The organism is Promicromonospora iranensis (assembly GCF_028994775.1).
Classification (GTDB): Bacteria; Actinomycetota; Actinomycetes; order Actinomycetales; family Cellulomonadaceae; genus Promicromonospora; species Promicromonospora iranensis_A.
Genome location: NZ_JAJQMN010000003.1, coordinates 435,817 through 448,694, shown reverse-complemented (window position 1 = coordinate 448,694; position 12,878 = coordinate 435,817). Strand labels below are relative to the sequence as shown.

Genomic DNA, 12,878 nt, shown 5'->3' with positions numbered 1-12,878 from the left:
CCGCTCCGGCGGTGCCCCACCACGTTGGTTTCAGGACCGCAGGCTCCAGCGCCACGCGTCGGCGTTGTGCCGCCCCGACCGCCCACCGAAGTTGTTGGCCGTCGCGGCGCCGTTCCCCCGCAGCACCCGCGCGTGGTTGGTCCACTCGTCGAGCGGTGCGGCGTCCTCGGGCTCGGGACCGGCCGCCGTCACGGCGGCGAGGCCCGCGACCAGGGCCGCCACCTCGACGTCGTCGGGCTCGCCGCGCACCACGCGTACCTGGGGGCTCACTCGTCGTCCTCCTCGTAGAAACCGAAACCGGGTGCCTCGCCGCGTGAGGCGGCCCACTCGGCGATGTCGTAGCCGCCGTCGGTGAGGTGCGCGGCGACGGACTCACCGGCGGCGTCGAGCAGGTCGATCACCCCGTCCAGGGTGGCGTCGCCACCACGTGCGGCGACGACGAAGCCCAGGTAGAAGGACTCGCCGCCCTCGGGCAGCTCCGACTCGATGATCTCGTCGACGTCCGCGCCCTCCTCGGGCTCCCATACCGACGACGTCAGGTCCGGGTGCATGCCGAGCGAGCCGTGCAGCGTGTCGAACAGGGCGGCGTTCAGGTGCCCCACCTTCGACTCGAGGGCCAGCACCCGCGGGTCCTCGTCCGCCTCCGCGGCGCCGAACTCGGCGCGGACGCCCACAGCCGTCCCCACGTAGTCGTGCAGCGCCGCCGCCAGTGCGTCGACCGCACGATGCATGGGCTCCGCGTCGACGCGGCCCATCGGCGCCGGGCCGTGGGTGGCGTCCTCGTGGGTCATGTAGTCCTCCGGGTTCAGAGCGGGATGTTGCCGTGCTTCTTCGGGGGAAGCGTAGATCGCTTGGTGCGCAGCGCGCGAAGCGCACGCACCACCTGCACCCGCGTCTCGGACGGGCGGATGACCGCGTCGACGTACCCGCGCTCGGCGGCGTCCCAGGGGTTCACGATGGCGTCCTCGTACTCGGCGGTCAGCCGGGCCCGCTCGGCCTCGACGTCGCCGCCCGCCTCCTGGACGGTGCGCAGGGCACCACGCTGCAGGATGTTCACGGCCCCGCTCGCACCCATGACCGCGATCTGGGCGGTCGGCCACGCGAGGTTGACATCCGCGCCGAGCTGCTTGGAGCCCATGACGATGTACGCGCCGCCGTACGCCTTGCGCGTGATGATGGTGATGAGCGGCACCGTGGCCTCGGCGTACGCGTAGATCAGCTTGGCACCGCGGCGGATGATGCCCTGGTGCTCCTGCCCGACGCCGGGGAGGAAGCCCGGCACGTCGACGAACGTCAGCACGGGGATGTTGAAGGCGTCGCAGGTCCGCACGAACCGTGCGGCCTTCTCCGCCGCGTCGATGTCGAGGGTGCCCGCCATCGACTGCGGCTGGTTGGCCACGATGCCCACCGACTGGCCCTCCACGTGCCCGAACCCGATCAGCACGTTGGTCGCGAACATCGGCTGCACCTCGAGGAACGACTCCGGGTCCAGGACCCCCTCGATCGCCGTGCGCATGTCGTACGGCTGGTTGTCGCTGTCGGGGATCAGCTCGTCGAGGGCCTCGTCCTCGGCGGTGACCTCCAGCAGCGTCTCGTCCTCCGGCGGGAACGACGGCGCGTCGGAGAGGTTGTTCTGCGGCAGGTAGCCGACGAGGTGGCGCACGTAGTCCAGCGCGTCGTCCTCGTCCTGCCCCATGTAGTGCGCCACGCCGGACTTCGAGTTGTGCGTGCGGGCACCGCCCAGCGTCTCGAAGTCGACGTCCTCGCCGGTCACCGTGCGGATCACGTCCGGGCCGGTGATGAACATGTTCGACGTCTGGTCGGCCATGACGATGAAGTCCGTCAGCGCGGGGGAGTATACCGCGCCGCCCGCGCTCGGGCCCAGGATCAGGGAGATCTGCGGGATCACGCCCGACGCCGCGACGTTGCGCCGGAACATCTCCGCGAACTGCGTCAGGGCCGCGACACCCTCCTGGATGCGGGCGCCGCCGCCGTCACTGATGCCGATGAGCGGCACACCCGTGCGCAGCGCGAGGTCCTGCACCTTGGTGATCTTCTGGCCGTGCACCTCGCCGAGGCTCCCGCCGAACACCGTGAAGTCCTGGGAGTAGATGCACACCTGACGGCCGTCGATGGTGCCGTAGCCGGTGACCACGCCGTCGCCCGCTATCCGCTTCTTCTCCAGACCGAAGTTCCGGCTGCGGTGCTTGGCGAGCGCGTCCAGCTCGGTGAAGCTCCCCTCGTCCAGGAGTGCGTCGATGCGTTCCCTGGCGGTCTTCTTGCCCCGCTTGTGCTGCTTCTCCTGGGCCGTCTCCTCCGGGATGTCGATGGCGGCTGCCCGGCGCGCGTCGAGGTCGTCGAGCTTGGCGCGCGTGCCGGCGAGGGTGGTGATGGCGTCGTTCACAGTTCGAGCGTAGTTGTCGGATGCCTCCGGCTCGATGCGTGAGGGTCCAGCGGGTCACGCCGCTGCGTTGTGGGTTTCCTCCAAGGGCAGGGCCGGCCGGGAGGGGAGAGGATGAGGGAGTGCACCAGTCCCTGCGTCTCGACAAGCTGACCGTCCCCGGATACTCCCGGGTCGAGGTGGTCGAGACCTCGCCCTCCACCAACGCGGAGCTCGCCGCGGCGGTCCGGGCCGACCCGGCCGCATGGCCGCCGCCGTCGGCCCTCGTCGCCGAGCACCAGACCGCGGGCCGAGGGCGCGCCGGACGTTCGTGGGAGACGCCCGCGCGGGCCGGCCTCACCGTGTCCGTGCTGCTGCGCCCCCGGGTCCCCGCCGAGACCCTGGGCTGGCTCCCCCTGCTAGCCGGGCTCGCGGTGGTCCGCACGGTGTCCGCCGGCGGCGTCACCGCCGCCGTGAAGTGGCCCAACGACGTGCTGCTGCCCGCCGTCGACACGATCGCCGGGCTCGGGCTCTACCGCAAGGTCGCGGGCATCCTCGCGGAGGTCGTCCCCGGCACACCCGGGCAGGAGCCGCTGGCCGTGGTGCTCGGGATCGGGCTCAACGTGTCGCAGTCCGCGGAGGAGCTGCCCGTGCCGACGGCGACGTCGCTGGCGCTCGCGGGCTACCTGCGGCCGGACCGGACCGACGTGCTGGTGCGGCTCCTGGGCGAGGTGCACGCCGTCGTGCGGCGCTGGGAGAAGGCCGGAGGCGACGCCGCCACGGCGGGCCTGCTGGACGAGTACGCGGCGGTGTCCGCGACGCTGGGCACCCGGGTCCGGGCCGAGCTGGCCGGGGGGACGGACGTCCTGGAGGGCGAGGCGGTCGGCCTGGACGGTTCGGGGGCCCTCGTCGTGCGCTCGGAGTCAGGTGAGGAGCGGGCGGTGACCGCGGGCGACGTCTGGCACCTGCGCTGACCCCCGCGGGTGAACTGGCCGGTCGGACGGGGTGAAGTCGGCGGCAATCCCTGCCGCGCGACACGTTGCCTCCGGTAACGTCTGCCGTAAGCGACGGCAGCCACGCGAAGGCGCGTGACAGCGGGGAGACGCCATGGAGGCAGGTCGAGCCACGCTCGGGGTGGCGAAGGCGATCGTGTGCGCGGCGGCGATCATCGCCGTGTATCTGATCAGTACGGTCCGCCTGGACCGGGGGATCGTCCAGTCGGGCGGCACACCGACGGCGGGCCTGGTAGCGGCCGGTATCGCCTGGCTCTTGGTCGTGTGGGTCCTGCTCTACCGGGACGACGGCGTACCCGGTGTCCGGCTGGGGCTGTGGAACGTGATCACGGTGGTCGGGATGCTGCTCGTGCTCATGGGGATCCCGCTCGCGCTGACGCTCTGGACCTGATCCCGCGGGTCCGTCCCAGGGGTGTATGCATGTGCATAGGGCGCCCCCGCCTACAGTGGTGATGTGCTCCACAATTCCGAGACCCCTCCCGCCCACCACGACGCGCACCACGACGCGCCGGGTGCCGACACCGCGGCGCGGCTCGACGAGACGCTGCTCGGTGGCGCCCGTCGGTACACGTTGTCGCAGGTGGTGGAGCTGACGGGGCTCGACAAGCAGTTCGTCACGCGCTACTGGCGCTGGATCGGGCTGCCCGTCACGCACCCGACCGAGACGTGGTTCACCGACGCCGACGTCGAGGCGCTCAAGGACGCCGCGAGCCTGTTCGACGCCGAGCAGATGGACGAGCGCGCCCAGATGACCTTCATCCGGTCCGTCGGCCACACCACCGAACGGCTGGCGCTGTGGCAGGTCGAGGCGCTCGTGGAGCACCTGGCGCGACGGTACGAGCTGGACGAGACGTCGGCCCGCCTGCTCGCACTGGACCGGCTCCCCGAGATGTCCGAGATGCTCAGCCGGCAGCTCGAGCACGCCTGGCGGCGTCAGCTCGCGGCGCTGACGGGGCGCACCGCCATCGAGTTCGCCGGCTCCCGGGGCGACGACCGCAACGACAGCCACCAGCTGCCGCTGCTCCGCGCGGTCGGGTTCGCGGACATCGTGTCGTTCACGAAGCGGACGGCGGGTCTGGGCTCGGAGGAGCTGGCGGAGTTCGTGCAGCGGTTCGAGGCCGGTGCGCGCGACGTGATCGTCAACGCGGGCGGCCGCGTGGTGAAGACCATCGGCGACGCGGTCCTCTTCGTGACCGACGACATCTCCACGGGTGCCGAGGTGGCCCTCGGCCTGGCCGAGACCTCGGGCGAGGCGCTGGGGACCGCCGCCCCCGGCGACCCCGAGATCCCGGTCCGGGTCGGCCTCGTGTGGGGACGCGTGCTGTCCCGGTTCGGCGACATCTTCGGGCCGACGGTGAACCTGGCCTCGCGCCTCACCGAGCAGTCGGACCCCTCGACGGTCCTGGTCGACAAGGACACCGCCGCGAAGCTCGCCACGAGCTCGCGCTACGCGCTCACCGCGCAGCCCGTCCGCGACGTCCCTGGCATCGGCCCGATAGCGCCGGTCCGGCTGCAGCGCGCCTACCGCGGCTGACGCAGCGCCTGCAGCGCACCCGGCAGCAGCCGCAGCTGTGCCCGCCGTTCGGCGGCGAACGTGCGCCGGTCGCCCGACGACCACCGCCGGTCGAACAACCGCTTCGCGGCCGCGACCGCCTCGGGCCGCCGCTCGGCGATCCGGCCGGCCAGTGCGAAGGCCTCGTCCAGCGGCGTGTCCGTGACGGTCCCGGCCAGGCCGAGGCGGCCGGCGTCGGCCCCGGTGAACTCCTCGGCGGTGAAGGTGAGGCGCTTCGCCGTCTCGATGCCCACCAGCTGGGTCAGCGCGCGGATCCCCGACATGTCGGGGACCAGGCCGCGCTCGACCTCCTTGACGGACCAGCGGGCGTCCGGGGTGGTGAGGCGCAGGTCGGCGGCGAGGGCGATCTGCACGCCGGCGCCGAGCACGTGGCCGTGGACCGCGGCGATCACCGGTACGGGCAGCCGCCGCCAGGCCCAGCAGGCCTCCTGGAACAGGTTGGTGCCGCGGGGTGACGGCACGAACGCCCTCGCCACCGCGGCGGGGTTGCGGGCCGCGGCACCGAGGTCGAGCCCCGCGCAGAACGAGCGGCCGTTGCCGGAGACGACCACTGCCCGCAGACCGGGCGTCCGCCCGAGCCTGCGCGCGGTCGCACGGAGGTCGCCGAGCATGTCGAGCGACAGTGCGTTGAGCTTGTCCGGCCGGTTCAGACGGACGTCGGCGATCCCGTCCGAGAAGCCGCAGGTGATGCGGCTCCCGGACGGGACCGTCGACGGTGTGGTGCTCGCGTTCATGGGGCGCAGCCTACGCAGCGCCCGTCGTCAGGAACGCGATGGTGCGGATCGGAGGGGTGTCACTGCTCCTCGATCTCCGTGTCGACACCCTCGATGGGCGGGACCGTCACCGTGCGCTTGCCGGCCTTGCCGCCGAGGACGACCGTGCGGTAGCTGACGTTGTTGGACGTCGTGCGCTCGTGCAGGTTGCCGTTCGGGTTCACGGTGATCTTGATCTGGTAGGTGCCGTTGCGGACCCCGGTCAGGTCGAACGCCTGGGTCTGGTACTGGCTGTAGGTGTCGCCCCAGCCCGCGGGCAGGACCTCGCGCAGCCAGAGGGCGGACCGGTCGCCACAGGCGCTGTCGAGTCCGGTCGCCTCGGGGCGCCAGGCGGCACCCGGCACCGTGAGGTCGACGGGGTCGGTGGGCACGAGGCACCAGGACTGCTTGCCGCTCGTCGTCACCAGGCGTCCCTTGGGCGTCACCAGCTCATAGCTCGCGAAGTCGAGGAAGTGCCAGTGGTTGTGCTCCGGCGCGGCGTGGTACTCCATGGTGCCGGTCTTGGCGCTGCCGACCTGCTTACCGTCCTTGTAGAAGAACTGGTAGGCGTCCATGGTGTCGCTCTGGCCGCCGCGGCGGCGGTAGCCCTCGACGACGAGAGGCGCGGGTCCGGCGTTCCACTCGTGCGCGTTGAACGTGAGCCGGTCGATGCCGTCCTCGTCCTTCTCGGCGCCGATCTGCCACGCGGGTACGGAGATCAGGTCGGGCAGGGTGTCCTTGGCCGGCTCGGCGTTCGACGGCGCGGACCCCGGCTCGCCGAGCGCCGGGTGGTCGCCGCCGTGCTCCTGGTCCGACAGGGTGAAGAGGTTCGTGCGACGCTCGGACCCGGTGTCGTCGGCGTGGCTGCCGTGCGAGCCGGCGCTGTGTCCGCGCAGCTGTGCTGCCCGGGCGGACGACGGGTCGCCCTCCTCCTGGGTGCTGAAGCCCACGGAGGGCTCACCCAGCAGCTCTTCCGCGATCTCGTCGCAGCCCCACATCTCGCACTCGTCGACGACCTCGACCCGCTGGGTCACGGTACGGCGGTCGGCGGGCAGGCCGAGGAAGTCGGCGACGGGGTCGCTGATGGACACGGTCATCACGAGCTTCGTGTTCTTGGTCCGCAGCTCGAAGAACGTGTCGAGGCGGGTGGCCCAGCCCTCCTCGACGCCGGACACACTGGATCGGGTGAACCAGTTGCCGCCGCAGAACGAGGGGTAGATCGGCTCCGTGTTGCCCGCGGGAGCGACGCGCTGGCGGTCCGACCCGTTCAGGCAGAGGTTGCGGGTGTCCTTGGCGAGCACCTTGCCCCTCGGGGTGCGCACCCGGACGGTGAGCCCGTTCTTGAAGCCGTCGAGCCCGGCGACGATCTTGGCGGGCGCCCGAGTGGTGGTGCGCTCGTCCCCGCGGATCACGGTCCTGGTCAGCTTGGCGCGGTCGGAGGCCTTGTCGCGCTTGGCCCAGAACTCGTGGGTCTCGCCGTACGCGGCCAGCCACACGGCTGAGTCGAAGTAGACGTGGCCGTCGTAGGTGTAGGCCTGCACGGTGTTCGAGGCCGGGGCGAAGCGGAGTCCACGCATCTTCGCAGAGGTCGTGATGTCGCTCTTGGCCTGATTGGCCGTGGTCGTTGCTGCTGATGCGGGTGCGACGTCGGTCGCACCGCCTTCTCCGATCAGCCCGAGTGCCAGCACTGCGGCGACGCCCATCGTGAGCAGTCGAGCGGATGGTCGGGACAAACGGCGTGCGGTCATGGGTCCCCCGGTGGGTCAAGGACAGAGATCTGTCACCGCTAGGGACGGGTGGGCGTCGCATTACGTTGTCCCCAAGTACCCAGTTCACCCTCATAAAGTCACCTAGGTGAGTTCTGGCCCGCCGGTCCGTGCGCGTATGACACGATGCGAGCGTGCTGAAAGTCGTTCTCTTCGATCTCGACGACACACTCGTGGACCAGGAGGGGGCCTCGCGCACGGCGCTCCTGGACTGGCTGCCCGAGCTGGGTCTGGACCTCGACGACCCGGACGAGCTGGTGGCCGCGTGGCACACCATCGCGGAGGACGCCTACGCGCGTTACCAGCGGCGCGAGATCACGTTCCAGGACCAGCGGCGGGTCCGTGTGCGCGAGTTCCTGGGCGCCGACGCCACCGACGACGAGGCCGACGAGCTCTTCACCGGCTACCTGTCCCGCTACGAGCGGGCCTGGATCGCGTTCGACGACGCCGTACCCGCCCTGCGCCGGGTGCGCGATGCCGGCCTCGTCGTCGCGGTGCTCACCAACGGCGACTCCGTCCACCAGCGGCGCAAGCTCGACCGGACGGGCCTGGCCGAGCACCTCGACGTCGTCGTCGCGTCCGACGACCTGCCCGCGGGTAAGCCCGACCCCCGCGCGTACGCCGCGACGTGCGAGATCCTCGGTGTCGCGCCGGGGGACGTGCTGATGGTCGGCAACGACCTGGAGAAGGACTTCCAGGGTCCGCTCGACGCCGGGCTGGGCGCCGTGCTGCTGGACCGGAACGACCGGTATCCGGACGTCGTGGACCGGATCCGGACGCTGGACGAGCTGCTCTTGGGGGACTAGCCGGCCTGAGGGGTGGTCCCTCCGGACCTCTGGCCCGAGGGGCGCTACGGTCGGGGACGTGACTGTCGTCGAGATCCCCGGTTCGAAGTCGATCACCGCGCGAGCACTGTTCCTCGCGGCGGCAGCGCGGGGGCGTTCCACCCTGGTGCGACCACTGGCCTCCGATGACACCGAGGCGTTCGTCGAAGGGCTCCGGGCGCTCGGGTACGTGGTCGAGCAGGGCACCTCGGAGTGGGAGATCGACGGTGCGCCCGCAGGTCCGCCGCGAGGGTCCGCCGACGTGTTCACGCGGGACGGCGCGACGACGTCGCGCTTCCTGCCCGTCCTGGCGGCGACCGGCAGCGGCCGGTACGCGTTCGACTCCTCGGCGCAGATGCGGCGTCGGCCGATGGCTCCGCTCACCCAGGCGCTGCGCGAGCTGGGGGCGACCCTGGAGTTCGGCGGCGAATCCGACCACCACCCCCTGACCGTGCACGCCGCGGGGCTCTCCGGCGGGGCGGTCCGCCTCGATGCCGGGACGTCGTCGCAGTTCCTCACCGCATTACTGCTCGCCGGGCCGCTGATGCGCGACGGTCTGACGGTCGAGGTGACCGACCTCGTCTCGGAACCGTACGTCGCGATCACGACGGCGATGATGCGCGCGTTCGGGATCGACGTCGCCCGGACCGGCCGGATCTACCGGGTCGAGCCAGGAACCTACGTCGCGAACCGGTACGAGATCGAGCCGGATGCATCGTCCGCGAGCTACTTCTTCGCGGCGGCGGCGCTGCTGGGCGAGTCGATCACCGTGCCCGGCCTGAGCCCGGGAGCCCTGCAGGGGGACTACGGGTTCGTCGACGTCCTCGCCCGCATGGGCGCCGACGTCGACAAGAGCGCCGGAGCGACGACCGTGACCGGGACCGGACGGCTTCGCGGGGTCACGGTCAACATGCGCGATATCTCGGACACGATGCCGACGCTCGCGGCGATCGCGCCCTTCGCCGACGGGTCGACCCGGATCGTCGACGTCGCGAACACCCGGGTCAAGGAGTGCGACCGTCTCGACGCGTGCGCGGCGAACCTCTGGGCTATGGGGGTCCAGGTAGAGACGGGGCCCGACTGGATCGAGATCCAGCCGGCCGCGCCGCACGGTGCGGAGATCCGCTGCTTCGGCGACCACCGGATCGCGATGGCTTTCAGCATCGCCGGCCTGCGCGCCCCGGGGGTCACGCTGGACGATCCGGATTGCGTGAAGAAGACCTTCCCGACCTTCCACGCGGTACTCGCCGACGTGATCCGTTCGTTCAGGCCGGACCTCCTGGCTCCGGGAGCGCGGTGACGAGTGATTCGTGGGTCCGGATCTCCTCGCCGATGACAGCTTCCAGCTCTTCCGGGTCTGGTAGCTCGGCGCGCTCCTTCGGCGTCAGACCCTCGTAGAGGGCTACAGCAACGGGGGACGCGGTGCTCGCGAGCGCATAGTCGAGCGTGGCCCCGTTGCGCTCGGTGCACAGGAGGGATCCCTACCGTCCGTGCATGTATCGCTGGATCCCGGACCTCGCCGTCGACCATCTCGACGTAGGTGCCGATCTGGCCCATGTGGGCCGGCTGGAACTTGCCGATCTTCAGCTCGACGACGACATAGCGCAGCTGGGCGAGGTGGAAGAAGAGCAGGTCGACAAAGAACTCGTCACCGCCGACCTCGATCCGGAACTGGCGCCCGACGAACGCCATGCCACGCCCGAGCTCCAGCAAGGTGGCCTGTATGCGGTCCATGAGAGCCTGCTCGCGGTCGCGCTCCGCAATCTGCTTGCCCGGGTCCAGGTGCTCGAAGACGTAGGAGTCCTTGACGACCTGCTGGGCGAGGTCGGAGTCGGCGGCTTCGAGGGTCGTCGCGAAATTGGAGGGGGCGGAACCCAGCCGGCTCTTGAGGTCCATCTTGATCTCGAACTCGAGGCTGGCGCGGGACCAACCGTTCTCGACTGCCCGGGCGGCGTACCAGTCGCGGTCCTGGCGGGTGTGGAGCTTCGTCAGCAGGATTGTGATGTGGCCCCACGGCAATTGTGCAACAGGCTGTTGCACAAACTCCGACTCGGTCGGCCACGCTTCAGCAATCTTCCGCATGTACAAGAGGCTGCGGCGCGACCATCCCTGCTGACCTGGGAACTCGCGCTGCATATCAGCCGAAATTTGGTCAACGACCTTGGCGCCCCACCCCTCGTTCTTCTGGCGGTCGAGGATGTCGCGGCCAACGGACCAGTACAGCCGCAGCACCTGGGTGTTGGCAGCACGCACCGCGCGGATCTGCGTGGTCCGGACCCGATGTTTCAGGTCCGCGATGAACTCTCTGTAGCCCGCGGGCTCCGACCTGAGGCCAGTCTCGATCGTCATGGCTCAAACCAGCACCGGCTCCGGGTCCCTCGGCTCCGGATCCCGCTCGATCAGCGACGGCCCGTCGTTCTGCACCGAGCCCACCGCGTCGCCCACCGGGCGGGTCGTCAGCGGCGCGTTGTCGACCTGCAGGAGGTCGGAGGCATCGCGGACGGTCGGGTCGAGCCACGTGTCCCAGGCGTCCCGAGGCAGCACGAGCGGCATCCGGTCGTGGATCGGAGCCATGCTGTCGGACGCCGGCCGGGTCACGACCGTGGTCGACACGAGCCAGCGGTCCGGGTCGGTCTCGCTCGCGGCGGGGTTGCGCCAGAACTCGTACAGGCCCGCGAAGGCGGCGACGCCGGCGTCGGCTGGGTGGATCCAGTACGGCTGCTTCGGGACCTTCTTCGAGCCGGTGGCCGGCAGTGACAGCTTGCGCCACTCGTAGTAGCCGTCGGCGAGCACTAGGCAGCGCCGTGCCGCGAACGGTTTGGCGAACGCGGGCTTGTCGAGGAGGGTCTCGGAGCGGGCGTTGATCATGCGCGCGCCCACGCCGGGGTCCTTGGCCCAGGAGGGCACGAGCCCCCACCGGGCCAGCTGCAAGGACCTTGTCACCTCGTCCGAGCCGCGGGCCGCACGCTCGACGACGATGCGCACCGGGTCGGTGGGTGCCACGTTCCAGGACGGCGGCAGGAGCCGCGCGTCCTCCGCGATCTCGGCGATCGCGAGCTCGTCAGCGAGGTTCTGGGTGTCCGTGAAGGAGGCGAAGCGTCCGCACATGGGACCAGCATGCCCGGTGCCACTGACAATGCGCCTGGGTGCGCGTCCTGGCTGCGCCGCCGCGGGTCGGGGCAGCGGGTTCGGGTTAGGAGCGAGGGTGGGAGAGGGAGGTCACTCTGTTCAGGGTCGTATCGATTCGATAGAATGTTGGGCATGCCAACCGAAGCGCCGTCGGGCGTGTCCTCAGTCATGCCCGTGCGCCGCGCTCCGTCGTCTCGATCCGCCCTCAAGTGGGTGATCATGCTCGGTGCGCTGGCGTGCCTGCCCGCCCTCACCGTCGACATGTATCTGCCTGCGCTCCCGCAGGTCGCCTCCGATCTCGGTACCTCCGACACGTTGGCCCAGCTCACCGTCTCCTGCATGCTCGTCGGTGGTGCGCTCGGCCAGCTGGTCATCGGCCCGCTGACCGACCGCTTCGGGCGGCGTCTGCCGCTGATGATCGGCATCGGGATGCACGTCCTGGTCTCCCTGGCCTGCGCCATCGTGGACGACATCCACCTGCTCATCGGGCTGCGCCTGGTGCAGGGCTTCTTCAACTCGGCGGCGAGCGTCGCGGCGATGGCCACGGTGCGCGATCGGTTCGTAGGGGCCGAGGCGGCCCGCATCCTGTCGCGCCTCATGCTCGTGATCGGCGTGGCCCCGATGCTCGCGCCGTCGCTCGGGTCGATAGTGCTCGAGGCGTTCGCCTGGCGCTGGATCTTCGTGGTCCTCGCCCTCATCGGCGCGACGCTCGCGGTGATCGTGTTCTTCGTGATGCCGGAGACGAACCCGGTCGCCCGTCGTACCACCGGCGGCCCGTCCTCGGTGCTGCGCGGCTATCGCACGCTGCTGCGGGACAAGCACTTCATGGCGCTCGCCCTCATCCCGGGGCTCGGTATGGGTGTCGTGATGAGCTACGTGGTGGGCTCACCGTTCGTGTTCCAGCAGGGCTACGGCCTCACGCACGGGCAGTTCTCCCTCCTCTTCGCCATCAACGGCCTCGGCCTGGTGCTCTCCGCGCAGGTGAACGCGTCGCTGGTCCGGCGGGTCGCCCCCATCCGGCTGCTGCGGACGGCGATCGTGGCGCAGGTGGTGATGTCCGTGGTGCTGGTCGTGGTCGCGGTGACGCAGGTGGGCGGCCTGATCGGTCTGCTCGTCGCGCTGTGGCTGGTGCTCGCGTTCCAGGGGCTCATCCCCGCCAACGCCTCGGCCCTGGCGCTGTCGAGGCACGGCGAGATCGCGGGGACGTCGGCCGCGATGATCGGCGCGGTGCAGTCGCTGCTGGCCGGCCTCGTCTCGCCGATCGTGGGGCTGCTCGGCAGCGACACGGTCGCCATGTCGGCCGTGATGCTCGGCTCGGGTGTCACCGCGTTCGTCGTGCTGGCCGTCGCCACCCCGGCGTACCGCAAGGGTGGCTGGCACACGCCGATCTGAGTGTTCATCCCGCGGTCGGGCGGGATTCACCAGGATGTCGGCTCCGCGG

12 protein-coding genes and 1 pseudogene are annotated in these 12,878 nt (G+C 70.7%); 6 read left to right on the top strand and 7 right to left on the bottom strand.

All coding sequences use genetic code 11. The annotated features are described in order from the left end of the window. Positions 1-30 precede the first annotated feature (30 nt). From LUU90_RS07450 to LUU90_RS07440, 3 genes are read right to left on the bottom strand one after another with little or no spacing between them, the layout of a single operon-like run. Complete coding sequence (locus LUU90_RS07450) at positions 31-270, bottom strand: acyl-CoA carboxylase epsilon subunit (RefSeq protein ID WP_274996345.1); 240 nt, start codon at positions 268-270, stop codon at positions 31-33. Beyond that, positions 267-791, bottom strand: a complete 525-nt coding sequence (locus tag LUU90_RS07445) for a hypothetical protein (protein ID WP_275002720.1) — start codon at positions 789-791, stop codon at positions 267-269. Before LUU90_RS07445 ends, LUU90_RS07450 begins: the two co-directional genes overlap by 4 nt. Before the next feature lie 14 nt (positions 792-805). Then, the gene (locus LUU90_RS07440) at positions 806-2,404 is read right to left on the bottom strand and encodes an acyl-CoA carboxylase subunit beta (protein WP_275002719.1); all 1,599 of its coding nucleotides are present in this window, start codon (positions 2,402-2,404) and stop codon (positions 806-808) included. 119 nt (positions 2,405-2,523) lie between these two features. Between LUU90_RS07440 and LUU90_RS07435 the strand changes: the two genes are divergently transcribed. From LUU90_RS07435 to LUU90_RS07425, 3 genes are all read left to right on the top strand, one after another. Continuing rightward, positions 2,524-3,354 carry a biotin--[acetyl-CoA-carboxylase] ligase gene (locus LUU90_RS07435; RefSeq protein ID WP_275002718.1) on the top strand — a complete coding sequence of 277 codons (831 nt, stop codon included), beginning with the start codon at positions 2,524-2,526 and terminating at the stop codon, positions 3,352-3,354. Between the two features lie 133 nt (positions 3,355-3,487). Continuing rightward, entirely contained in the window at positions 3,488-3,784 is a 297-nt protein-coding gene (locus LUU90_RS07430) for a hypothetical protein (protein ID WP_275002717.1), read from the top strand. A 63-nt stretch (positions 3,785-3,847) separates the two neighbouring features. Continuing rightward, a complete protein-coding gene (locus tag LUU90_RS07425) occupies positions 3,848-4,927 on the top strand; it encodes an adenylate/guanylate cyclase domain-containing protein (RefSeq protein WP_275002716.1) in 1,080 nt (359 codons plus the stop codon). On the opposite strand, the gene LUU90_RS07420 is transcribed toward LUU90_RS07425, so the two are convergent. Continuing rightward, complete coding sequence (locus tag LUU90_RS07420) at positions 4,915-5,700, bottom strand: crotonase/enoyl-CoA hydratase family protein (protein WP_275002715.1); 786 nt, start codon at positions 5,698-5,700, stop codon at positions 4,915-4,917. The genes LUU90_RS07425 and LUU90_RS07420 overlap by 13 nt on opposite strands. 59 nt (positions 5,701-5,759) lie before the next feature. Continuing rightward, the gene (locus tag LUU90_RS07415; protein ID WP_275002714.1) at positions 5,760-7,421 is read right to left on the bottom strand and encodes a lysyl oxidase family protein; all 1,662 of its coding nucleotides are present in this window, start codon (positions 7,419-7,421) and stop codon (positions 5,760-5,762) included. 197 nt (positions 7,422-7,618) lie between these two features. Between LUU90_RS07415 and LUU90_RS07410 the strand changes: the two genes are divergently transcribed. Then, positions 7,619-8,290: an HAD family hydrolase gene (locus LUU90_RS07410; protein ID WP_275002713.1), complete on the top strand. Its 672-nt coding sequence runs from the start codon at positions 7,619-7,621 to the stop codon at positions 8,288-8,290. A gap of 58 nt (positions 8,291-8,348) precedes the next feature. Next, positions 8,349-9,608 (top strand): 3-phosphoshikimate 1-carboxyvinyltransferase, encoded by a 1,260-nt coding sequence (aroA, locus tag LUU90_RS07405; protein WP_275002712.1) that lies wholly within the window; start codon positions 8,349-8,351, stop codon positions 9,606-9,608. A 236-nt stretch (positions 9,609-9,844) separates the two neighbouring features. On the opposite strand, the pseudogene LUU90_RS07400 reads toward aroA, so the two are convergent. Further along, positions 9,845-10,657: pseudogene (locus LUU90_RS07400) on the bottom strand (PDDEXK nuclease domain-containing protein); the annotation flags it as partial. 3 nt (positions 10,658-10,660) lie between these two features. Then, positions 10,661-11,416 (bottom strand): SOS response-associated peptidase, encoded by a 756-nt coding sequence (locus LUU90_RS07395; RefSeq protein WP_275002711.1) that lies wholly within the window; start codon positions 11,414-11,416, stop codon positions 10,661-10,663. 153 nt (positions 11,417-11,569) lie between these two features. Here LUU90_RS07395 and LUU90_RS07390 point away from each other — a divergent pair, with 153 nt between their 5' ends. After that, complete coding sequence (locus tag LUU90_RS07390) at positions 11,570-12,829, top strand: multidrug effflux MFS transporter (protein WP_275002710.1); 1,260 nt, start codon at positions 11,570-11,572, stop codon at positions 12,827-12,829. Positions 12,830-12,878: the final 49 nt, after the last annotated feature.